General features: G+C 59.6%; 25 protein-coding genes. 10 read left to right on the top strand and 15 right to left on the bottom strand.

The features are described 5' to 3' along the window. Positions 1 to 108: 108 nt before the first annotated feature. Both prmC and prfA read right to left on the bottom strand, forming a co-directional pair. Positions 109 to 954, bottom strand: a complete 846-nt coding sequence (prmC, locus tag ACP15L_RS01985; RefSeq protein ID WP_170638534.1) for a peptide chain release factor N(5)-glutamine methyltransferase — start codon at positions 952 to 954, stop codon at positions 109 to 111. Further along, a complete protein-coding gene (gene prfA / locus ACP15L_RS01990; protein WP_170373916.1) occupies positions 951 to 2,006 on the bottom strand; it encodes a peptide chain release factor 1 in 1,056 nt (351 codons plus the stop codon). The genes prmC and prfA overlap by 4 nt, the downstream gene beginning before the upstream one ends. A 63-nt stretch (positions 2,007 to 2,069) precedes the next feature. Between prfA and ACP15L_RS01995 the strand changes: the two genes are divergently transcribed. Then, complete coding sequence (locus tag ACP15L_RS01995) at positions 2,070 to 2,351, top strand: hypothetical protein (protein ID WP_425082929.1); 282 nt, start codon at positions 2,070 to 2,072, stop codon at positions 2,349 to 2,351. Positions 2,352 to 2,358: 7 nt separating this feature from the next. On the opposite strand, the gene ACP15L_RS02000 is transcribed toward ACP15L_RS01995, so the two are convergent. From ACP15L_RS02000 to ACP15L_RS02015, 4 genes are all read right to left on the bottom strand, one after another. Next, positions 2,359 to 2,760: a DUF1499 domain-containing protein gene (locus ACP15L_RS02000; RefSeq protein ID WP_425082930.1), complete on the bottom strand. Its 402-nt coding sequence runs from the start codon at positions 2,758 to 2,760 to the stop codon at positions 2,359 to 2,361. A 65-nt stretch (positions 2,761 to 2,825) separates the two neighbouring features. Next, entirely contained in the window at positions 2,826 to 3,773 is a 948-nt protein-coding gene (gene speB / locus ACP15L_RS02005; RefSeq protein ID WP_425082931.1) for an agmatinase, read from the bottom strand. A gap of 89 nt (positions 3,774 to 3,862) precedes the next feature. After that, positions 3,863 to 4,837: an agmatinase gene (speB, locus tag ACP15L_RS02010; protein ID WP_425082932.1), complete on the bottom strand. Its 975-nt coding sequence runs from the start codon at positions 4,835 to 4,837 to the stop codon at positions 3,863 to 3,865. Positions 4,838 to 4,848: 11 nt separating this feature from the next. Then, the gene (locus ACP15L_RS02015) at positions 4,849 to 6,012 is read right to left on the bottom strand and encodes a M20 aminoacylase family protein (protein ID WP_425082933.1); all 1,164 of its coding nucleotides are present in this window, start codon (positions 6,010 to 6,012) and stop codon (positions 4,849 to 4,851) included. A gap of 66 nt (positions 6,013 to 6,078) precedes the next feature. On the opposite strand from ACP15L_RS02015, the gene mazG reads away from it, so the two are divergent. The 3 genes from mazG (at position 6,079) to ACP15L_RS02030 (ending at position 8,372) form a co-directional block, all read left to right on the top strand. Continuing rightward, the gene (gene mazG / locus ACP15L_RS02020; protein ID WP_425083203.1) at positions 6,079 to 6,924 is read left to right on the top strand and encodes a nucleoside triphosphate pyrophosphohydrolase; all 846 of its coding nucleotides are present in this window, start codon (positions 6,079 to 6,081) and stop codon (positions 6,922 to 6,924) included. 63 nt (positions 6,925 to 6,987) lie between these two features. Then, positions 6,988 to 7,926, top strand: coding sequence for a nucleoside hydrolase (locus tag ACP15L_RS02025; RefSeq protein WP_425082934.1), 939 nt, complete (start codon positions 6,988 to 6,990; stop codon positions 7,924 to 7,926). Beyond that, positions 7,923 to 8,372: a GNAT family N-acetyltransferase gene (locus tag ACP15L_RS02030; protein ID WP_170659736.1), complete on the top strand. Its 450-nt coding sequence runs from the start codon at positions 7,923 to 7,925 to the stop codon at positions 8,370 to 8,372. The genes ACP15L_RS02025 and ACP15L_RS02030 overlap by 4 nt, the downstream gene beginning before the upstream one ends. Positions 8,373 to 8,760: 388 nt before the next feature. Here the strand turns inward: ACP15L_RS02030 and eno are convergent, their stop codons facing one another. The 4 genes from eno to ACP15L_RS02050 all read right to left on the bottom strand — a co-directional run bounded on the left by eno (position 8,761) and on the right by ACP15L_RS02050 (position 12,401). Continuing rightward, complete coding sequence (gene eno / locus ACP15L_RS02035; RefSeq protein WP_425082935.1) at positions 8,761 to 10,038, bottom strand: phosphopyruvate hydratase; 1,278 nt, start codon at positions 10,036 to 10,038, stop codon at positions 8,761 to 8,763. 136 nt (positions 10,039 to 10,174) lie between these two features. After that, complete coding sequence (locus tag ACP15L_RS02040) at positions 10,175 to 11,059, bottom strand: DMT family transporter (protein ID WP_425082936.1); 885 nt, start codon at positions 11,057 to 11,059, stop codon at positions 10,175 to 10,177. 140 nt (positions 11,060 to 11,199) lie between these two features. Next, entirely contained in the window at positions 11,200 to 11,613 is a 414-nt protein-coding gene (locus ACP15L_RS02045; protein ID WP_170373928.1) for a Fur family transcriptional regulator, read from the bottom strand. Between the two features lie 83 nt (positions 11,614 to 11,696). After that, positions 11,697 to 12,401, bottom strand: coding sequence for an endonuclease/exonuclease/phosphatase family protein (locus tag ACP15L_RS02050; protein ID WP_425082937.1), 705 nt, complete (start codon positions 12,399 to 12,401; stop codon positions 11,697 to 11,699). Positions 12,402 to 12,558: 157 nt separating this feature from the next. On the opposite strand from ACP15L_RS02050, the gene ACP15L_RS02055 reads away from it, so the two are divergent. Further along, positions 12,559 to 13,476 (top strand): adenylate/guanylate cyclase domain-containing protein, encoded by a 918-nt coding sequence (locus tag ACP15L_RS02055; RefSeq protein WP_170466490.1) that lies wholly within the window; start codon positions 12,559 to 12,561, stop codon positions 13,474 to 13,476. Here the strand turns inward: ACP15L_RS02055 and ACP15L_RS02060 are convergent. Next, positions 13,452 to 14,870, bottom strand: coding sequence for a protein adenylyltransferase SelO (locus ACP15L_RS02060; RefSeq protein WP_425082938.1), 1,419 nt, complete (start codon positions 14,868 to 14,870; stop codon positions 13,452 to 13,454). The genes ACP15L_RS02055 and ACP15L_RS02060 overlap by 25 nt on opposite strands. An 87-nt stretch (positions 14,871 to 14,957) precedes the next feature. On the opposite strand from ACP15L_RS02060, the gene ACP15L_RS02065 reads away from it, so the two are divergent. Then, on the top strand, positions 14,958 to 15,380 hold the full coding sequence (locus tag ACP15L_RS02065; RefSeq protein ID WP_425082939.1) for a cupin domain-containing protein: 423 nt from the start codon (positions 14,958 to 14,960) through the stop codon (positions 15,378 to 15,380). Between the two features lie 90 nt (positions 15,381 to 15,470). Here the strand turns inward: ACP15L_RS02065 and ACP15L_RS02070 are convergent, their stop codons facing one another. The 3 genes from ACP15L_RS02070 to ACP15L_RS02080 all read right to left on the bottom strand — a co-directional run bounded on the left by ACP15L_RS02070 (position 15,471) and on the right by ACP15L_RS02080 (position 17,412). Continuing rightward, positions 15,471 to 15,932, bottom strand: coding sequence for a hypothetical protein (locus ACP15L_RS02070; RefSeq protein ID WP_425082940.1), 462 nt, complete (start codon positions 15,930 to 15,932; stop codon positions 15,471 to 15,473). A 10-nt stretch (positions 15,933 to 15,942) separates the two neighbouring features. Continuing rightward, positions 15,943 to 16,224: a hypothetical protein gene (locus tag ACP15L_RS02075; RefSeq protein WP_425082941.1), complete on the bottom strand. Its 282-nt coding sequence runs from the start codon at positions 16,222 to 16,224 to the stop codon at positions 15,943 to 15,945. A gap of 84 nt (positions 16,225 to 16,308) precedes the next feature. Next, on the bottom strand, positions 16,309 to 17,412 hold the full coding sequence (locus tag ACP15L_RS02080; protein WP_425083204.1) for an anhydro-N-acetylmuramic acid kinase: 1,104 nt from the start codon (positions 17,410 to 17,412) through the stop codon (positions 16,309 to 16,311). 263 nt (positions 17,413 to 17,675) lie between these two features. On the opposite strand from ACP15L_RS02080, the gene tyrS reads away from it, so the two are divergent. Then, complete coding sequence (gene tyrS, locus ACP15L_RS02085; protein ID WP_425082942.1) at positions 17,676 to 18,926, top strand: tyrosine--tRNA ligase; 1,251 nt, start codon at positions 17,676 to 17,678, stop codon at positions 18,924 to 18,926. Between the two features lie 109 nt (positions 18,927 to 19,035). Further along, the gene (locus ACP15L_RS02090; RefSeq protein ID WP_425082943.1) at positions 19,036 to 19,797 is read left to right on the top strand and encodes a DNA/RNA non-specific endonuclease; all 762 of its coding nucleotides are present in this window, start codon (positions 19,036 to 19,038) and stop codon (positions 19,795 to 19,797) included. 100 nt (positions 19,798 to 19,897) lie between these two features. On the opposite strand, the gene ACP15L_RS02095 is transcribed toward ACP15L_RS02090, so the two are convergent. Beyond that, positions 19,898 to 20,626 carry a hypothetical protein gene (locus tag ACP15L_RS02095; RefSeq protein WP_425082944.1) on the bottom strand — a complete coding sequence of 243 codons (729 nt, stop codon included), beginning with the start codon at positions 20,624 to 20,626 and terminating at the stop codon, positions 19,898 to 19,900. A gap of 199 nt (positions 20,627 to 20,825) precedes the next feature. Here ACP15L_RS02095 and ACP15L_RS02100 point away from each other — a divergent pair, with 199 nt between their 5' ends. Both ACP15L_RS02100 and ACP15L_RS02105 read left to right on the top strand, forming a co-directional pair. Beyond that, positions 20,826 to 21,581: a 3-hydroxyacyl-CoA dehydrogenase gene (locus ACP15L_RS02100; RefSeq protein WP_170638478.1), complete on the top strand. Its 756-nt coding sequence runs from the start codon at positions 20,826 to 20,828 to the stop codon at positions 21,579 to 21,581. A 10-nt stretch (positions 21,582 to 21,591) separates the two neighbouring features. Continuing rightward, a complete protein-coding gene (locus tag ACP15L_RS02105) occupies positions 21,592 to 22,146 on the top strand; it encodes a sugar O-acetyltransferase (protein ID WP_425082945.1) in 555 nt (184 codons plus the stop codon). Positions 22,147 to 22,154: the final 8 nt, after the last annotated feature.

Genomic DNA, 22,154 nt, shown 5'->3' on the forward strand with positions numbered 1-22,154 from the left:
TCCGACCATTCCTGAGTAAACATGTCCTGCCGCCTCAGACAAGAGGTTTCTGGGATATTTCGCAGCTTTTTTACAAAGACCGGCGCTTTTCGGCCTCTAACGCTGCGTTCAACCCGGGATTCTGCCCAAAACAACACGGTCTCGCCCGTCCAGATCGGGGATGACGCGGATATCCGACAAGCCAGCGGCATCGAACAAAGCCGACACGTCCTTGGCCTGTGTCGGTCCGATTTCTACCAGCAAGCGCCCGCCCGCCATCAAGAAATCAGGTGCACCCGCCGCGATCCGGCGATAGGCGTCCAGCCCGTCCCCTTCATCGGTCAAAGCCATGCGAGGTTCATGCTCGCGCACTTCGGGCGACAGGTCCTGCATTTCTGACAGCGCGATATAGGGCGGGTTCGAGACGATGAGATCAAACTGCCCTTCAATCCGCTCGAACCAATCCGAGCGCAAAATCTCGGCCCGGTCCTGTACGTTATGCTGAACCGCGTTGGCGCTGGCCTGTAAACAGGCCGCTTCGCTCAGATCTGCACCCAGGCCCGTAGCACTGGCGCGTTCGGCCAGCAGCGTCACCAGGATGCAGCCCGAGCCAACCCCAAGGTCCAGAACATGGTCAAACGGTTCGCTCAGCGCGGCTTCGATCAGCGTTTCGGTTTCCGGGCGCGGGTCCAGCACATCGCGGCTGACGCGGAAATTGCGACCGTAGAACTCCCGTTCTCCCAGCAGATGCGACACAGGCACCCGGATCGCGCGCAGCGATACCAGTTGCTCATAGCGTTCGGCGATGTCAGGCGACAATTCCTCGGGCGCGATCAGAGTGACGCGGCTGGCCTCAATTCGGGCCGCATGCGCCAACAGGACCCGCGCGTCGCGGGCCGGGTCATCGACACCAGCAGCACGCAGGCGGGCTGTTGCGGCAGCCATCGCCTTGGCGGCGGTCAGGGCCGCTATCATTGCGCCATCTCGGCCAGTAACCGGGCCTGATCATCCGCAGTCAAGGCATCGATCACCTCGTCCAGATCGCCCTGCATAACCTGATCCAGTTTGTAGAGCGTCAGGTTGATGCGATGATCCGTCATGCGACCTTGCGGGAAGTTATAGGTCCGGATCCGCTCGGACCGATCACCCGAGCCGACCTGACTGGCCCGATCCGCCGAGCGTTCGCTGTCGATCCGCTGCCGTTCCAGATCATAGAGACGTGTTTTCAGCACCTGCATCGCGATCTCGCGGTTTCGGTGTTGCGATTTCTCAGAGCTGGTCACCACAAGACCCGTCGGCAAGTGGGTAATCCGCACCGCCGAGTCTGTGGTGTTCACGTGCTGCCCCCCGGCGCCGGACGACCGCATCGTATCAATGCGGATGTCATTCGCGTCGATCTGGATGTCGACATCCTCAGCCTCGGGCAGAACCGCGACCGTCGCAGCCGAAGTATGAATCCGTCCGCCGCTTTCGGTTTCGGGCACGCGTTGCACCCGATGCACGCCGGATTCGTATTTCATCCGCGCAAACACGTTGTCGCCCTTGATATGGGCAACGACCTCTTTGATGCCGCCAAGATCCGAGGCCTGTTCTTCGATGATCTCAAAGCGCCATCCCCGCGCCTCGGCATAGCGTTGGTACATGCGCAGCAGGTCCCCGGCGAACAACGCCGCCTCATCCCCGCCGGTGCCGGGACGGATTTCCAGCATCGCCGGGCGCGCATCCGCAGCGTCCTTGGGCAGCAGCGCCAGTTGTAACGCATGTTCGGCCTCGGGAATACGGGACTGAAGCTGGGGGATTTCCTCCTCGGCCAGTTCCTTCATATCCGGGTCGGCCAGCATCGCTTCGGCCTCAGCCAAATCCGAGACCAGCTGACGCCAGGACAGGATTTGATCGACCACCGGTTTGAGGTCGGAATACTCTTTGGCCAAAGTCGCGATATCCCCGCCCGAGGCGCCGTCGGCCATGGCGGCTTCGAGGTATTGGAATCGCTGGGTTATCTGCTCAAGGCGTTCTTCGGGGATCATCCGGCGGGTGTCTCTTAATCTGGGGCTTTGGTCAAGGGCCAGCCTTGTGCTAAGGTCACCCCTATGAAGGGGTTGGTTTTCATTTTATCGCTGTTCGCACTACCCGCCATGGCCGATTATGTCGGGCCGGATGGCAAAGTTCGCGATTGCTACTGCACCGACAAGTCAGGCTCGCGGATCGAGTTGGGGCAAATGATCTGCCTGCAGGTTGATGGCCGGATTTTCACCGCGCAATGCCAGATGTCATTAAATGTGCCGATGTGGCGCGAGGTGCAGGAAGGATGCCTGTCCTCGGATTTGGACTGGCCCGATCTGGATCAGACCCTCAAGACATCCCCGTCCTAAACGCTGCCTACATCTGCGCCAGCCACCCATCAACGCGGGCCTTGTTCACCCCGAAATCCTTGCGACCAAAGCGCAAGCGGCCATGGATGCGCAGCACGTCTCCGTCCTGCTGGACTGTGGTGTAATCGGGGAAGCCGATGATCCTGGTGCGGGTGATATAGGTTATCCGCCCCTCACCCACCGACCCGGCCAGAACGGTTGTGCGGGGCGCGTTGCGGGCAATGGCATCCAGCCTCGCCAACCCCTCTGGCCCGGTTCCGAACACGCGCAGTACAGCGCCCTGCAGATCCTGGTTGGTCTCGGCCTGAGGGGCAATGTGCCAGTCCGCCGGATCGGAGGGCGCAAGCCGGATATAGGCCCCCAATGCGATCACCAGGCCAACAACACCCAAAATCAGCATGCGTTTCATTCCGTCCCTGTCCTTTTGCTGAACCCTATGCGGAATAGATGCCGTTTCAAGGCAAACCCGGCCAGCTACCGTGACGTCACACCGGGCAGAATGCACAGAAGCTCGAACAGAAGATTGGCCGCCGTCAGCGCCGTATTCCCCGACGGGTCGTAGGGCGGTGAGACCTCGACCAGATCGCAGCCCACCACGTTCACCCCTTGCAGCGCATGGATCAGCTGCAGGGCTTGCGGGGTTGTCAGTCCTCCGATCTCGGGCGTACCGGTGCCGGGGGCGTAGGCCGGGTCCAGACTATCGATGTCATAGGTGATATAGACCGGGTGATCGCCGACCGTCTTGCGGATTTGCGAACCGATCTGCGTGAGGTTCTGCTGCCACAACTCCCACGCGGGGAATTGCTGGAAGCCCCAGCCTTGCGCCTCGGTGAAATCGGTTGAGGCATAGCCCGAGCCGCGAATGCCGATTTGAAAGGTCTTGTCGGGGACAATCAGCTTTTCCTCATAGGCGCGGCGGAAGACGGTGCCGTGGGTCTCACGCTCGCCGAACATCTCGTCGTTTACGTCCGCATGGGCATCCACATGCACAAGGGCGACCGGCCCGTGTTTGGTGGCAATCGCGCGCAGGATCGGCAGGGTGATGGAGTGATCTCCGCCCATCGCCACCGGGATCACGTTCTGCGCAAGGATACCGTCATAGCTGTCCTTGATGATCTTGAGGCTTTCCGACAGCGAAAACGTATTGATCGCCAGATCGCCGATATCGGCAATCTGCAACGTATCGAACGGGGCGGCGGATGTGGCCATATTGTAAGGCCGAATCATCGCGCTTTCGCTGCGGATTTGCTTGGGTCCGAACCGCGTGCCCGACCGCCACGAGGTGCCGATATCCATCGGTATCCCCAACAGCGCCACATCCAGCCCCGCCAGCGAGGCCGCCTGCGGCAGCCGCATGAACGTGTTCGGCCCGGAGAACCGCGCCAAATCATTGCCGCTGATCGGTTGATTAAATTCAGTCATGTGCAGTTGGTTCCCATCCCATCAGATCACGTTTCTCAGCACATACCGGAAACTAGGCTAACCATTGGTTAACACGCATCAATCCCCGTTTACTTTTTCTCGGCCATCAGCCGGTTCCACCCAAGCAGACAAATGATCTGCGTGGCCACATGCGCGCCCGCAATCGCCGTCGCCCCTGAGGTGTCATAGGGCGGAGAGACCTCGACCACATCTCCGCCCTTGATGTTGATCCCGGCGATATCACGCAGAATGATCTGCGCCTGAATCGAGGACAAACCGCCCCAAACCGGCGTCCCAGTCCCCGGCGCAAAGGCCGGGTCCAGACCGTCGATATCGAAGCTCAGATAGACAGGACGGTCGCCGAGAATAGATTTGATCTTCTGCGCCACGGCAGCGGGGCCGGATTCGTAGACCTCGCGCGCGTCGATAATGTTGACGCCCAGCGTGTCCTCGTTGCTGGTACGGATACCAACCTGAACCGAGCGTTTCGGGTCCACGATCCCCGATTTCACGGCTTTGTAGAACATGGTGCCGTGATCGACGCGCGACATATCGTCGTCTGCCCAGGTATCCGTATGCGCATCGAACTGCAGCAAGGACATGGGCCCGTATTTCTCGGCATAGGCTTTCAGGATCGGAAAGCTGATGTAGTGATCGCCGCCCAAGGTGACCGAGGCCACGTCGGTGGCCAGAATCGTGCGGATGTGATCGGTCAGCGTGTCCGGAAAGGCCGGGATATTGGCGTAGTCATAGGCCATATCGCCATAGTCGACGATGGCTAGCTCGCTCAGCGCGTCAAAGGGCCAGCCATAGGGGGCGTCGGGGGATTGCAGCGCACTCGCCTCGCGTATCGCGCGGGGGCCTAGCCTTGTGCCGGGGCGGTTGGTCACCGCCTGATCGAAGGGCACTCCGGTGACAGCGATATCAACGCCCTTCAGGTCCTTGGTGTAAAGCCGCCGTAGGAACGAGGTCGCGCCGCCGAAGGTGTTCTCATAGGATAGGCCCTTGAGGTCGGGGTTGGTAAAGGCCTCATCGACCTGATGCTTTGCGTCTTCCAGTGCCATGTCTTGTCCCCTCAGCCCAGCGGCTGCGCCTTTTCCACGATCCGGGCAAAGAACGAGGCCCCGACCGGTGCGATATCATCGTTGAAGTTGTATTTCGGGTGGTGCAGCCCGGCACCCTCACCCTGACCCAGAAACAGGTAAGCCCCCGGACGCGCCTGCAGCATGTATGAGAAATCCTCGGCCCCCATATCGCGGCCCATATTGTCGACAACGCGGTCCTCGCCTGAGACCTCGCGCGCCACATCCGCGGCAAAGGCTGTTTTCTCGGCGTCATTGATCGTCGCCGGATAGCCGATCTGATAGTCCAACGTCGCCTCAACCCCGTATGAGGCCGCCTGCCCTGCCACGATCTGCTCCATCCGCTCCATCACCATCTTCTGAACAGTTGGGTCAAACGTGCGCACGGTGCCGTTCAGGTAAGCCGTGTCCGGAATCACATTGTTCACCGTTCCGGCGTGAATCTGCGTGACGGAAATCACCAGATCCTGCACCGCATAGTGGTTCCGGCTGACAATCGTTTGCATCGCCTGCGCAATCCCGCAGGCCGCCATCACCGGGTCCTTCGTCTGGTGCGGCAGTGCTCCGTGCCCGCCCTGCCCCTGCACGTGAATCTCGAACGTGTCCACGGCTGCCATCAGAGGCCCCGCGGTCGTGTAGAAAGCCCCCTCGGGGTTTCCCGGATCATTGTGAATGCCATAGACCTGAGAGATTTCGAACCGGTCCATGATGCCTTCCTGCACCATCACATCCGCGCCGCCGCCTTCTTCTTCGGCCGGTTGAAAGATCAGCGCCACGCGGCCCGCGAAATTCCGCGTCTCGGCCAGATAGCGCGCAGCCCCCAACAGCATCGTCGTGTGCCCGTCATGCCCGCAGGCATGCATCTTGCCGGGGTTCTTCGAGGCATATTCAACGCCCGTCGCTTCGGGGATCGGCAGCGCGTCCATATCGGCCCGCAAACCGATGGTCGGGCCGTCGCCCTGTCCGTTGATGATCGCCACCATCCCGGTCTTGGCAATGCCTTCGTGCAACTCATCCACGCCGAACTCCCGAAGACGCTCAGCCACGAAAGCGGCTGTCTCGTAGCATTCGAACTCCAGTTCAGGGATCGTGTGCAAGTGCTGGCGCCACTTGGCCATATCGGCGGCAAAATCGGCAATTCGGTTGACGACGGGCATCTGGGGTGGACTCCTGATCGGGACTGCGGAATGGATGCATCTGACACCGGAACGAAAGGGTTCGCAATGGCTGAAAATCCTCTGATCCATGACAGCGATGCGGGTATCGAGCGCCTGCTGGAAATCATGCGCCGCCTGCGCGACCCACAAAGCGGTTGTCCATGGGACATCGAACAGGATTTCGCCACCATTTCCCCCTACACGATCGAGGAAGCCTATGAGGTCGCCGACGCCATCGAACGGCAGGCCTATGATGAGTTGAAGGGAGAGCTGGGCGACCTTCTCTTCCAATCTGTCTTTCACGCACAAATGGCTGAGGAAGCGGGGCATTTCACCTTTCAGGACGTGGTCCGCACCATGTCTGACAAGATGGTTAGCCGGCACCCGCATGTGTTCGGTGACGAATCCCGAGACAAATCCGCCGACCAGCAAACCAAGGATTGGGAAGCCATCAAGGCTGCCGAACGCGCGGGCAAGGAGCAGAAAGGCGCGCTGGATGGCGTAGCAGCCAACCTGCCCGCCCTGCTGCGCGCGCACAAGCTGCAGAAACGGGCCGCGCGGGTGGGATTCGACTGGCCTGATGCCAGCCATGTCCTCGCCAAGATCACCGAAGAAGCCGCCGAGTTGGAAGAAGCGCGCAACGCCAAGGATGCCGACGCGCTGGAGGATGAATTCGGCGATCTGCTGTTCGTGATGGTCAATCTCGGGCGGCATCTGGGGATCGAACCCGAGGCCGCCCTGCGCCGCACCAACGCCAAGTTCACCCGCCGCTTTGAACAGGTCGAAGCTCGTCTGGCCGCGCGCGGCAAAACCCCTGCACAAAGCGATCTGGCCGAGATGGACGCGCTCTGGGATGAGGTGAAGACCGAGGAACATCGCGCCAATGGCAAACTCCCGCCAGTTGGGGCCTGAAACAGGTGGACAAGTCGCGTGACACTTGCGACTGTCCGACCTTCACGCCCCCCGGAGACTCCAATGCCCCGCAAGATCATCATCGACACCGACCCCGGTCAGGACGACGCCGTCGCCATTCTTCTGGCGCTCGCCAGCCCCGAAGAGATCGAGGTTCTGGGTATCACTGCCGTCGCCGGAAATGTGCCGCTTGAACTGACCGCCAAGAACGCGCGGATTGTGTGCGAATTGGCAGATCACACTGATATCCCCGTCTACGCCGGATGCGATCGCCCCTTGAACCGGCCTTTGGTCACCGCTGAACATGTGCACGGTAAAACTGGGCTCGACGGGCCTGTGCTTCCCGATCCCGAAATGCCTTTGGCCGAGGGCCACGCGGTTGATTTCATCATCGACACCCTGCGTGCGCATGAGCCTGGGACAGTCACGCTCTGCCCGCTAGGGCCACTGACAAACATCGCGACCGCCTTCCAGAAGGCCCCCGATATCGTCGGCCGGGTGCAGGAAATCGTGCTGATGGGCGGTGCCTATTTCGAGGTCGGGAACATCACACCAGCCGCAGAGTTCAATATCTATGTCGACCCGGAAGCTGCTGATATTGTGTTTAAATCTGGCACTCATATTGTCGTAATGCCTCTTGATGTGACCCATGACGCTTTGGTTACACCGCATCGCAATGACGCATTCAGATCGCTGGATAGTAAGGTCGGTCATGCAGTTGCCGAAATGACCGATTTCTTCGAGCGCTTTGACAAGGAAAAGTACGGCTCAGAGGGCGCACCTTTGCACGATCCCTGCGTTACCGCCTATTTGATTCGACCAGAACTGTTCTCGGGTCGTCACATAAATGTTGAGATCGAAACCAGGTCAGAATTGACGCTGGGTATGACAGTCGCTGACTGGTGGCGTGTAACAGACCGAAAACCGAATGCTATGTTCATGGGCGACGTAGACGCCCAAGGATTCTTCACCCTCCTCACGGAAAGGCTGGCCCGCCTATGACCGCCGCTTTAAGACTGGCTCGCCCTGAAGATCTGGACCGCCTGATGGGGCTGGTCTCTGCGTTCCATGCCGAACAAGGGATCGCACAGGACGCCGACCAACGGCGCGAGGCACTGATGCCTTTGCTTGAGGGGATTCCCCATGGCTGCATCTACCTGATCGGCCCAGGCCGCGCGCCTTTGGGCTATATCATCCTGACCTTCGGCTGGTCGGTTGAATTCGGAGGCATGGATGGGTTCGTGGACGAAATCTACATCCGCCCCGCCGTTCGTGGCCGAGGTATCGCAACCGAGGTCCTACTTGAATTGCCTAAAGCCTTGGCCGAGGCCGGGCTGACGGCCCTGCACCTAGAAGTTGACCGCACGCATGAGGCGACGCAGAAACTATATCTGCGCACCGGCTTCAAACCACGCGAGCGCTACATGCTGATGAGCAAAGCGCTCTAGCGCGACTCGCCCTGGAAAACTAAGCCTTTGTCATAATACATCTCCTGCACCGGGTCATTGGATGAGACCTCTTGCCCCGTGATCGGGTAGGTCCCCGGTCCTGCACAGGCTGCCAAAAAAACAGTGCTGAAAACTGTCGCTACGAGAAGGAATTTCGAACCAGTCATGGTGTGCTCCTTTCTGTAATGACTTCAGTATAGAACACGAAACCGAGAGCGCTGTGTGATTAAGTTCACACATAACATCCGTTAAACCGCTAAATACCTGCAAATAAGGCGAATTCTCCTAGCCAGAGGAATTGACGGTCGCAACAGTCTTTTTGCTATCAAAAAAGGCCCTCTTTCCGGGGAAAGAGAGCCTTTGGATGTGTTTAGAATCGAGTTTCGGATCACCGTTTCAGAATCGATGCTCCGGCATATTCCGCAACTTCACCCAGCGATTCTTCAATACGGATCAGCTGGTTATACTTGGCCAAGCGGTCTGAGCGCGCCAGCGAGCCGGTCTTGATCTGGCCGCAATTGGTCGCCACGGCCAGGTCGGCAATGGTGGAGTCCTCGGTCTCGCCCGAGCGGTGCGACATCACGTTGGTATAACGCGCGCGGTGGGCCATATCGACGGCGCGCAGGGTCTCGGTCAGCGAGCCGATCTGGTTCACCTTGACTAGCATCGAGTTGGCGCAGCCACGTTCAATCCCTTCGGCCAGACGTTCCGGGTTGGTCACGAACAGGTCGTCACCCACCAGTTGCACCTTGTCACCGATGGCATCAGTCAGCGCTTTCCAGCCATCCCAGTCGTCTTCGGACATGCCGTCTTCGATCGAGATGATCGGATAGTCTTTGACCAAGGTCGCCAGATACTCGGCGTTTTCCTCTGAAGTCAGCGAGATATTCTCACCAGCCAGCACATATTTGCCGTCCTTGAAGTATTCGGTCGCGGCGCAATCCAGCGCGAGGTGAATTTCCTCACCCGGTTTATAGCCTGCTTTTTCGACCGCCTGCAGGATGAAATCCAATGCCTCTCGGGTCGATGCGATGTTGGGAGCAAAGCCACCTTCGTCGCCAACACCAGTGGCCAGACCGGCAGCCGACAGTTCGCGCTTGAGGGTGTGGAACACCTCGGAGCCCATGCGCACCGCCTCGCGAATATTCGCGGCCGAGGTCGGCATGATCATGAATTCCTGAATGTCGATCGGGTTGTCAGCGTGCTCGCCCCCGTTGATGATGTTCATCATCGGAACCGGCAGGACGCGGGCCGCGGTCCCGCCGACATAGCGATACAAGGGTTGCGTGGTGAAATCCGCCGCCGCTTTAGCTGTTGCCAGCGAAACACCCAAAATAGCGTTTGCGCCCAGACGACCCTTGTTCTCGGTCCCGTCCAGCTCGATCATCGCCTGGTCGATGGCGACCTGTTCAGTCGCGTCAAAGCCTACCAATTCCTCGGCAATCTCGCCGTTGACGGCGGCAACGGCCTCAAGCACGCCCTTGCCCATGTAACGCGCCTTGTCGCCGTCGCGCTTTTCAACCGCCTCATAGGCGCCGGTGGAGGCACCCGATGGCACAGCCGCGCGGCCCATTGTGCCGTCTTCCAGAATCACGTCGACCTCGACCGTCGGGTTGCCCCGGCTGTCCAGGATTTCGCGTGCGTGAATGTCGATGATGGTACTCATGAGGGCGGTCCCTGTGGCTGCATTCCGTTGCACGCGTCATAGCAGCACGGAACTAAAAGTAAACCATTTCCGTTATCGCTAACACGTATATTCCCGGCCCTTTAGGGCTAACAGCGTCATGTTTGCGCCAACAGGGCTACGCGGCGGCCAATGCCATTTCGCGCGCCAGTTTGCGTTCGCGCAGAAAGGTATACAGGCCTGAGCCGATAATCAGCGACGCCCCGGCCAGCGTCATCAGGTCCGGACGTTCCCCAAAGACCAGGACACCCGCAAGGATCGAAAACAGAAGCCGTGTATAGCGAAACGGCGTGACAGCCGAGGCTTCGCCGACGCGCATTGCAATCACGATCGCATAGTAGCCCAGAACACCGAAAAAGGCCGCTCCGGCAAAAGGCCAGACCTCAGCGCTTTGCATGGCTTCCAGTGGATGGCCGCTCATGATCATCAAGGCTGCACCGCCCACGGCCAAGGCCAGATAGGCCTGCTGGGACACCACCGCCGAAGAGACCTTGCTGTCCAACCGCCGTGTTATCAGATCGCGCGCCGCCACGCCGATGACCGCAGCCACGACATAAAGGGATTCCGGGCGGAACCCTTCAAGCCCGGGTCGGATGATCATCAGTACGCCGATAAAGCCAATGCCAATCGCGCTCCAGCGTCGCCAACCGACCTGTTCACCCAGAAACAGCGCTGCCCCCATGGTGACCGCTAGAGGCATTGCCTGAAACACGGCCGCAACGGTCGAAAGGTCCACACGGGCCAGCGCCGTCACAAAGGCCACCGCAGCGACGGCTTCGGACATAGCGCGGATCATCGGCAAAAGCTGCCACGCCTCGGGCACAAAAATCCGTTTGCGGGTCGCGATGGCCATGACCAGAAATACGACAGAACAGACCAGCCCCAGCATGACCAGAATCTGGCCCGGCATGATGGATGACGTCAGTTGCTTGATGAACACATCCTCAAGCGTGAAAGCCGCCATAGACGCAATGACCAGCAAAATGCCGTTGACGTTGTTCATGGGTCTGTCCGTAAAGAAATGGGCGGCACCAATTGCCGCCTTCTCGCTTCAGCAAAACCGTATGTACTGCGCTAAATCAAGACCTATCACATCGCGGGCGATGAATTGTCTTGTTGCCACCCATCGCGTTTGGTGATGGATCACTCAGGCTTGATGGGAACGCCATACAGTTCCAGCCGGTGTCCCTTGAGGCGATAGCCCAGTTTTTCCGCAATCTTTTCCTGCAGAGCTTCGATCTCGGGGTCGACGAATTCGATCACTTCCCCCGATTGCATGTCGATCAGGTGATCATGGTGATCCCTCTCGGCATCTTCATAACGGGCGCGGCCATCGCCGAATTCCAGACGCTCCAGAATGCCGGCCTCTTCGAACAGTTTCACCGTGCGGTAGACTGTTGCGATCGAGATACCCGAATCCAAAGCGGACGCGCGGGCGTAGAGTTCTTCGACATCCGGGTGGTCCGCGCTCTCCTCGAGAACCTGCGCAATGGTGCGCCGCTGGCCGGTCATGCGAAGGCCTTTGGCCTCACAGCGCGAAATGATCGTATCCGGCATGATGCCCCTCAGAAACTACTCGGGTGTCTGTCTTAGTATGTCCGCACGCGCCGCGCCACAAGAATTCGACATGCCTGCGCAGATCATCCTCCAACGCGCAGATCGGCCCAGATGGGCAGATGGTCCGAGGCGATATGGGCCGGGCGATCCTCATGCACCCCATGAGCGTGCACCTCAACCCCCTGCCCTAGGGCGATCCGGTCCAATGCGCCCAAGGGCTGGGCAGCGGGAAAGCTGGGGAGCGGAGGCAGAAACCGCATCTCGGGCACGAGGTTGTCGAGCACCGGTGAGCGAGACCATTCGTTGAAATCCCCGGCCCAGACCGTGGGCATATCCTCCAGATCCGCACCGAATTGGCGGATGTGAGTGATCTGCCGTCGACGCGAGGCGGATAGCAGCCCCAGATGCATACCCATCACCCTAAGCGGCCCGATGGGTGTATCGAACTCAACCCGTACCGCGCCGCGCGGCTCGAACCCCGGCAATTCGTGATGCCCAGTCTGACGGACCGAGATCGCATCACCCCGCCAGATCACCGCATTTCCGTGCCATCCCAAACTACCCGCCCCGCCCAGATCGACGATCTGCCATCCGGCCTCATCCAACATGAACTGCGGCAGCGCGGCAGGCCGTGGCGGCAACCGTTTATCAGCCTCCTGCAGCACAACGATATCGGCGCGCATTCCCTCAAGAACCTGAAGGATGCGCTGTGGCTGACGCCGGAGATCAAGGCCGACACATTTCTGAATATTGTAGCTGGCAAGCCGCAGAACCGAGGGTATTTTCATATCGCTTTTCAGGGTCAACGGCACCGATTTGGGACCTTTGGAATGGGCGCGGTGTTGCAATTCTCAGCGCGTTCCCTCAAAGGTTTATGAGCATTACATTAAATAAGTTTACACGAAATCAAGCGGGGTTAAACTGCCGCAAAAAGGAAACTCGCCCTTGGACGTTGAATCCACATTCGCCACGATGATCATTGCCGATATCGTGGGCAGTACGCCGCTCTACAAGGCGGTGGGCGATGACGAAGCCCAGCGCCTGATCCAACTTGAGATTGACCGGCTGCGCTCAGTCCTGCAGGAGTTTGGCGGCATTCCGGTCGGGCAAAAGGGCGACGATGTTCTCAGCTATTTCGAGAACCCGAGCGCAGCCTACAATGCAGCCCTGAAACTGATTGAGCCTTCGACCCATACGCCGCTATCGGTCCATGTCGGCGTGCATTGCGGCCCTATCGTGATCGGCAAGCGCGGCATCTATGGCGAGGCCGTCAACGTGACTGCGCGGTTCGCGACCGCAGCCAACCCGGGCGAGGCCTGCTTCAGCCAGGGGATCGCCGTCTTGCTGCCCGCCGATCTTCGGCGCACGCTGACACCTCTGGGCCAACTCAGCCTGAAAGGTCTGACCGAGCCGCAGACGGCCTACTCCCTGATCCATCCCGAATCCGATTCCATCTCGCAGACGCGTCTGCCACAGAGTTTTGGCCGCACCGAGGAGAACTGGCAGCCCCGTGAAGGTCTGACCCTGATCCTGCGCCATGAGGACCGCGTCTGGCGTTGTCTCGGCAACGGAGAGTTCAAGATTGGCCGCGCGCCCGATTGCGATGTGGTCCTGCCTCAGCCCTGGATCTCGCGCCTGCATGCGGTCCTTGCAATGAAAGCGGGTAAGCTGATCCTGACAGATCGCAGCACCTCAGGGACCTACGTGAAATCGGAATCCGGACGCGAAATCCAACTGAAACGGGAATCGGTCATGCTGGCCGACAGCGGCCTGATCTCTCCAACTCTGCCCATCGACATGTCCGAAACCTGCCTTCAATTTGAGCTGCTAGGCCGCAATCAGGTTCCGCAGAACGTGGCGTGAACCACCTCATTTGCACCGGGGGGCCGTGTTAGGTCAGCATTCCCGGGCTGATCTTCAAAGGGGCGGGACAACACATCGTTCAAACGATGGAACGGCGCATAGTCCCCGTTCACCGCAGCTTCGATCATTTGCTCAACACGGTGGTTGCGCGGGATGAAGGCCGGGTTTGTAGCTGACATCACTCCTAGCGGGTCCGCTTCACGCGAGATGCGGGTCTGCCAACCCTCAGACCAGCTATCAAAGGCCTCAGGATTTGTGAACTGATCCCGCGCGGTCTCACCGCCCAGCGCCCGGAAGGTGTTGGTGAAATCCGCCTGCTCTTCCGCCATACGCTTCAACAGGTCGGTGATCAGCCTAAGATCGCCATCCTCCTCGCGCGTCAAACCCAGCTTGGCACGGAAGCGGCTCAACCACTCCTGCTGGAGCAAATCGGGCATGGCGTGTACGATCTCGGTCGCCTCTTCGACACCGTCCTGAGGGTCATCGTATTGCTGGATCAAGGCCGTCGCCAGTTGCGCCAGATTCCACACCGCGATTTCGGGCTGGTTGGAATAGGCATAGCGCCCCATCCGGTCGATCGAGCTGTAGACCGTATTCGGATGGTAGCTGTCCATGAAGGCGCAAGGACCATAGTCGATGGTCTCCCCCGCGATCGAGGAATTGTCCGTATTCATCACACCGTGAATGAACCCAACGCTCATCCACGCCGCGATCAGCTTCGCCTGCGCATCGCGAACGGCCCGCAACAGGCCCATTGGCCCTTCAGCCTCGAGGTAGTGGCGCTGGATGGCATAGTCGGTCAGTTGCTTCAGGCTCTCGACCTGCCTGCGCCCGGCAAAGACCTGAAATGTTCCAACGCGCAAATGGCTCTGCGCCACACGGGTCAGAACCGCCCCAGGCATCGGCCCTTCACGGTAAACGGCTTCACCTGTTTCAACAGCCGCCAAAGCGCGCGTGGTCGGAATGCCCAGCGCCTGCATCGCCTCCGAGACAACATATTCCCGCAACACCGGCCCCAGCCATGCCCGCCCATCACCTTGCCGCGAATAAGGTGTCCGGCCCGAGCCTTTGAGCTGAATATCGCGGCGAATCCCGTCTGCGCCCACAGTCTCACCCAGCAAAACCGCGCGCCCATCCCCGAGCTGAGGATTATAAGTCCCGAACTGGTGCCCCGAATACAGCTGGGCCAAAGGCTCTGCTCCGTCGGGTACCGTATTCCCTGCAAAAGCCTGCGCCATCTCCGTGACATCTCCGGGTGAGATGCGCAAAATCCGCGCCAACCCCTCGTTGAACGCAATCAACTGAGGCTCTTTCACAGGGACCGGAGACTGCCGCGTGTAAAAGGCATCCGGCAAACGGGCATAGGAGTTATCAAAGGGGATCGTAAGGGTCATGGCGCAAACATATGACCTTAGGCGATGATTGCCATAGCGGATCGTGCGAACCCATGCATAATCGCGCAAAACCCCAAAGGGCCAAATATGACCGCGCAAGAGATCATCGACCACCTGAACCTGCAAAAACACCCCGAAGGCGGCTGGTACCGCGAGACGTGGCGCGCCCAAAACGAAGGCCGCGCCACGGGCACCTGCATCTATTTCCTACTAGAGGCCGAGGAAACCAGCCACTGGCACTGCGTCGACGCGACCGAGATCTGGCTCTACCACGCGGGCGCACCTTTGATCCTGTCGATCAGCGAAAGTGACCAAGGCCCCGCCACCGACCACCTGCTGAGCCCCGACCTGTCCAAAGGCGCGCCGCAACTGATCGTTCCTGAGAACCACTGGCAAGCAGCCCGAACCACTGGAGACTACACTCTGGTCAGCTGCACCGTCTCTCCCGGTTTCGAATTCGAAGGCTTCAAACTCGCCGCCCCCGGTTTTGACATCCCTCGCAGCCGATAGCAGTAGGGATCCAAACTTCATCTGGCTAAAAATACCTCGGGGGAGTCGCGCAAAGTGCGGCGGGGGCAGAGCCCCCAACCCCGCATCCACCTATTTCTCGGCCCGGTTCTTCAATAGCGCGGTCAGCAAGGGCACCAGCAACGCTGGTAAAGATCCCAGCGGATTTGCCCCGATACTCTTGACCGCCTGAACCACCTCACGCGCCTCAGTGGCCATCTCTTCCATCTCGTCTTCAACGTCTGCAATCGCCATGTCGCGAACTTCCACCGCCGGGGCGATTTCATCCTCGACACTGGTCCGCCGCGCAAACAGAACCAGTAGCGCTGCTAAAACCAGGTTTCCTGCCGCCAGCACCGCTGCTGCACCGGCGGAAGACATCAACGCGTCCAGCGCGAAAAAAATGGCAACATTCAACGCGACAAGACCGGCCAGCGCTGCTATACCCGCCAGCACCATCAGGATCGTCTGTTGCTGCACCACCGCAAGACGACGACGCGCGATCAGGCGCTCCGTGCGATAGATCGTTACAAGATTTCTGCTAAGTCTGCTCATCTAACCCTCTCTATCTGCTGGCCCGACCGACCACATACCCAAGCGAGAACGCAATCAGCAGAACTGTAATCGGATAGTCCTTCTGCAAACGGCCAAACTCGGCAACGACCTCCTCACCCATGGCCTCGGCCCCGGATAGATCAACCCCATGCTCTTTCAGCAATCGCCTAATCTCATCGCTCGTCTTGGTCGATGTCTTCTCTTCAGAACCCGCCTCAGCGCTCTCCTCCAACTTCGCGTTGCGCGCACGCAACGCCTCAAGTTCGGCTTCCAGTTCCGCTTTTGTCGCCATGAAACAAGACCTTTTTTGAAACACGTTCACACAAGCGTCGCACATTTATGCCCGCTTTTGAACCACTTGGTCCGAGTTCCCAGCCTAGCTGGCCTTATCCACCGAGACCCGGCTGACTATGCCACCGCCCACCAAGGCCTGCACCCCCGTCGTTCCAGGGCATGAGGTCGGCAAACCCCTCGCCACGCGGACCGCCAGATAGGCGAAGGCCTGAGCTTCCAGCATATCGCCGTCCAGCCCCACGGCCTCGACCGGCTCAACCGGGCAATCCAACGAAACGCGCAGCATCTCCATCAGAACGGGGTTGTGCCGCCCGCCGCCGGTCACCAACACGCGCGCCGGAGGTTTCGGGCAATGCTGCATACCCTGCGCCACGCCCGCCGCGCACATCGCGGTCAGGGTCGCAACCGCGTCCGCATCGCTCAACTCCTGCACGAGACGCACCATCTCGGCAAAGTCGTTTCGATCCAGGGATTTGGGCGGCATGCGCGCAAAGAAGGGTTCAGCCAGAAACAGCTCAAGCGCACCAGTTTCCACGGTGCCGCCTCGGGCCACTGCACCGTCGCGATCCATCGGCTGGCCCAGACGGGCCTGCATAAGATCATCCACAGGCGCATTTGCCGGGCCAGTATCAAACGCCAACAAAGCCCCGGGCGCTTCGGGGCCATCAAAGGACGGGTCCACATAGGTCAGGTTGCCGACACCGCCGAGGTTCAGGAAACACAGCGGCTCCCGCGCATCGATCCATTTGGCACAAGCGAAATGGAAGAACGGGGCCAGAGGCGCGCCTTCGCCCCCCAAAGCCACGTCATCACTGCGGAAGTCCCAGACAACCGGTAAACCCAGCGCCTGCGCCAGTCCGACACCATCGCCCACCTGCAAGGTGCCGCGCCCACGCGGTTCATGCGCAAGGGTCTGGCCGTGAAAGCCGATCAAATCCACCTCTTCGAATTCCGACAGGGCCTCGGCATGGGCCACGGTCACCAGCTCGCCCGCGACCTCGACATCCGCCCCTTGCCATTGACCCAAGGCTGCGCGGATCACCGCACGTTCAGCCTCGGAATAGGCGCGATAGCCGGTTTCACCAAAGCTGAAGATTTGATGACCATCGGTTTCGACCACGGCGGCATCCACGCCATCCATTGACGTCCCTGACATCGCCCCAAGCGCCCGGATCGGACCTTGCATCCTGTTGGACTGCCGCACGGCTGCCTCCTGCCTGTATCAGACGTTGCACCTGTCTTCCGAACAATCAGAGCGTGCAACGGCGCCAACCTGCCCCGCCGATGGCAGACAAGGCAAGCGCCTTGCGCCCGAGCTGCAAAGAATTCTGCCCCGAGCGCCATGTATGCGACGCTGGCCCGAGGTGTTTTTCAGCACAAAAGGCACCTTCCCCTTCCCCACGCCGCCGCCTATACAGTGCCCCGCAACAGTAACCCCGAGGGCACGATATGACCTACCACCCCAAATCGGATTTCATCGCCACGATGATCGAGCGCGGCTTTCTGGCCGACTGCACCGATTATCAAGGCCTTGACGACGCGCTGATCGACGGGGTGCAGACAGCTTATATCGGCTATGACGCCACCGCACAGTCGCTACATGTGGGTCACCTGATGAACATCATGGTGCTGCGTTGGCTGCAAAAGACCGGCCACAAGCCGATCACCCTAATGGGCGGCGGCACCACCAAGGTGGGCGACCCCTCGTTCCGCTCGGACGAACGCCCCCTGCTGGGCCCTGAACAGATCGACGCCAATATCGCAGGCATGAAGCAGGTATTCTCGAAATACCTGTCCTACGATGACAGCGAGACCGGCGCGCTGATGCTGAACAATGCCGAATGGCTGGACAGCCTGAACTACCTCGATTTCCTGCGCGATATCGGGCGGCATTTCTCGGTCAACCGAATGCTGTCCTTCGAGTCCGTGAAATCCCGGCTGGACCGCGAACAATCGCTGAGCTTCCTCGAATTCAACTACATGATCCTGCAGGCCTACGACTTCCTTGAGCTGAACCGTCGCTATGGCTGTGTTCTGCAGATGGGCGGTTCAGATCAGTGGGGCAACATCGTCAACGGTATCGACCTGACCCGCCGAGTCTTGGATCAGGAAATCTATGGCCTGACGACGCCTCTGCTGACCACCAGCGACGGCCGCAAGATGGGCAAATCGCAGGGCGGCGCGATCTGGTTGAACGGCGATATGCTTTCGCCCTATGAGTTCTGGCAGTTCTGGCGCAACACGACTGACGCCGATGTAGGCCGCTTCCTGAAGATCTTCACCGAGCTTCCAGTCGATGAGTGCGACCGCATGGGCGCGTTGCAGGGGTCCGAGATCAACGAGGCCAAAATCCGTCTCGCCAATGAGGTCACGACCCTTCTGCATGGGGCCGAAGCCGCTGCCACAGCCGAGGCCACGGCTCGCGAAGTGTTCGAAAAAGGCGGCGTGGGTGGAGACCTTCCGACCCTCACGCTCAGCGCGGATGAGCTGGGCGATGGCATGTCGATCGTGCAGTTGATCGTGAAATCTGGTCTGGCCAAATCCGGCAAAGAGGCCAAGCGCCTGATCTCGGAAAACGGTGCCAAGCTCGACGATGCGCCACTGACGGATGCAGGCCTGATGATTGACGCAGGTGCGCTTTCCTCTCCGATCAAACTGAGCGCAGGCAAGAAACGCCACGCACTGGTTCAACTGAGCTGATCTCTCTCGTTTCCGGGCGCAAACACCTGCGCCCGGAGCGCCTTATTTCGTCGAAGCCCAAATCTATGCTAAACTGCTGACAATTGGAGCGTTTTAGTATGATTTGAACATGGTTATTGCGAATAAATTCACATCCTCCCGCCGCGCCGACGTTGTCTTTGAAGGCGAAAAATTCTCAACCGGCGCGGATGAGGTCACCTGCATCCTGACAACCGACAGCTTGAAGCAAAAGGGAAGCTCCCCGGCTACCGGCCATTGCGCGATTGTCGAACGGTTCAACTCGCGCTGGGATGTAAAGGACCTCATTGATCTGGCTGCTGTGCAAAAGGCCCTGTCCAGTAAGTCTACGCTCCAAAAGCTTGCCAAGGCAAATTCGGTCGAAAAGATTTTGGAGCTTCTGGCGCTGACAGAAATTCAGATGCTGTCCGACTACTCGGAACTGCAGGCTCAGACATACATCAAAGGCCACATCCTAAGCGAAAAACTTGGCGGGCCCGGCACCAATGTCAATCTGACGCCCATGTCGGCCAGCTCGAACTCGACCTACTACAGCGCCTTTGAATCCAAGCTGATCAAGAGCTTGCAGGACTTCAAAAAAGAAGAGAAAGCTGCGGGTTATCGGGTCCGCGTCCGGTTTCATGCAAAGTGCAGCGGCGGCATGAAACCGTGGTGGAGCAGTGCGTCAAAGGAAACCTCTCGCATGTTGAGCAAACTGCCGAGAACCCTGAAAGCAAGCTGGCGGGTCGACAGCTTTTTCAAAGACGGCAAACCTTGCGAGCGGATCGCAAAGTCGAAATTACCGGCATCGGCAGCAAAGAAGATGCCTAAAGCGACTGGCGCTAAACCGGTCACCTACCCGCTGGCGCTGTAAATTACCGAGATGGCGCTAGCTGTATCCGGAGTTTGATATGCTGGTGTAGGTCGCCGGATGTGGCGACCTACAAAAGGCTCAGGGGCTGCGTCACGATGGGCTACTTCTTGCCCTTTCCTCCGCCGTTCTTGCCGCCACCCTTACCGTCGCCGCCTTTGCCACCACCGCCTTTGCCGTCGCCGCTGCTTCCTCCATTTCCGGAGCCGCCGCCGCCGTTTCCGGAGCCGCCGCCCTGTCCATTGTTGCCGCCACCATTACCGGTGCCCGGCCCTGAACCTCCGTTATTTCCACCACCGTTTCCGGGGTTTTCGCCATTTCCATTGCCGTTGCCGGGACCGCCGTTGTTGCCGCCATTGCCACCGTTTCCAGGGCCGTCACCGCCGCCACCACTGCCGGGGCCATCGCCACCGTTACCCGGACCATCGCCCCCATCACCGGGGCCGTCATTGCCGCCTGGGCCACCGTCACCCGCCGGACCGCCTCCGCCGATGTTGCCCGGACCGTTGGAAGACCTGTCTTCGCCTTGGTTCGAAGTGGCCTGCACACTCGCCGTGGGCAAATCGGTCAGCAAAGTTGCCAATCCCGGGCATTGCGCACCTGTTACGCTTAGAGTGGTTTCGAAATCGGCCCGCCTCTGCAGACGCTCCAGAAAGCTCGGCGTAACCTGCGCGCAATCGCACAAACCTGCGTAGTCCCCGGCATTGGCGAGATCACGCGCTGTTTTCCAGTTACAGGTTTCAGGCGCGGCTGCTGCGCTTCCGACCATGACCCCCCCGACAATCGGCGCAATCGCAAGCGCGCCAAGTTTTTGCTTTGTACTCTTTAACATTTCAGCACCTCCTGACGAAAAAACACCCGAACGCGTCAGGTTGTTCATTCACGAGTTGGCGATCTTCCGTGAAGCCGATCTGAAAGGTTTCTGAGGATTTCTTCAGAACCCAACGCGGGGTCCAAAGCCAAACCTATAGACAGGACGCGGCTAAACTGTTTATTGAACATACGTTCATTAACCCGCGAGGAGGCCCATCATGAACCTGTCCGACACCGCAGCCATCATCACCGGCGGTGCGTCCGGTTTGGGCGAAGCCACCGCCCGGTACTTTGCCGCGCAAGGCGCTCAGGTCACGCTGCTGGATCGCGATGCCGACCGAGGCGCGAAGGTCGCCGCCGAGATCGGAGGGCATTTCAATGAGACCGATGTAACCCAAGAAGCCTCGGTCGCAGCAGCGGTCGGGCTGGCCACGGATAAAATGGGCAAGATCACCGCTGCCGTGAATTGCGCCGGTATTGCGGACGGTATCAAGACCGTCGGGCGCGACGGCCCGCACCCTTTGGACGCGTTCCAGCGCACCATCGACATCAATCTGGTGGGCAGTTTCAATGTCGCCCGTTTGGCTGCGGCTCAAATGGCCTTGAATGAACCCGATGCAGACGGGGCCCGTGGAGTCATCATCAACACCGCATCTATCGCGGCGTTCGACGGGCAAAAGGGTCAGGCGGCCTATGCGGCTTCAAAAGGCGGCGTGGTTGGTATGACCCTACCTATGGCACGCGATCTGGCCTCAACCGGTATCCGGGTGATGACCATCGCGCCCGGAATCTTCATGACGCCCATGCTGGCCGGTCTGCCGGAAGAGGTGCAAGCCCAATTGGCCGCCGACGTCCCGAACCCACCCCGCTTGGGGGACCCGAAGGAATACGGACGCCTCGCCGCCTTCATCGTCGAGATGGGATATCTCAACGGAGAGGTCATCCGCATCGACGGCGCTCTAAGGATGCGCTAACCCTAAAAACATGAGCGAGCGACAGAAAATGGCGGCAGGTGCGTGGTACACCTGCCTCGATCCGGAACTGGAAGACTTGCGCCAGACCGCCCGTCGCGCCGTTTACGCCCACAACACATGCCAACCCGATGATCGCGGCCCCATCGCGCCCGAGCTGCTCGCACTTTTCGCCGAAACCGGGCATATGTGCTTCATCGAAGCCCCGTTTCATTGCGCCTATGGATTCAACCTCTCTCTGGGCGATCGCGTCTATTTTAACGCGGGCTGTACCGTATTGGATACCGCGCCGGTAAGGATCGGCAGCGACACAATGCTGGGCCCTAACGTCCAGATCTACTGCGCCGAACACGCAAAGGACCCCGCCCTACGCGCAGACGGTCTTGAAATCGCGCATCCGGTCACGATTGGAGAGAATGTTTGGATTGGCGGCGGCGCTATAATCCTGCCTGGTGTCTCAATCGGTGACCGGGCCATTATCGGCGCGGGCAGTGTCGTGACCAAATCGGTCGCACCCGATGAAACCATCGTTGGCAACCCTGCACGCCCGATCCGGGGACGCGCATAAGACGACCT

The organism is Ruegeria profundi (assembly GCF_049800715.1).
Lineage (GTDB): Bacteria > Pseudomonadota > Alphaproteobacteria > Rhodobacterales > Rhodobacteraceae > Ruegeria > Ruegeria profundi_A.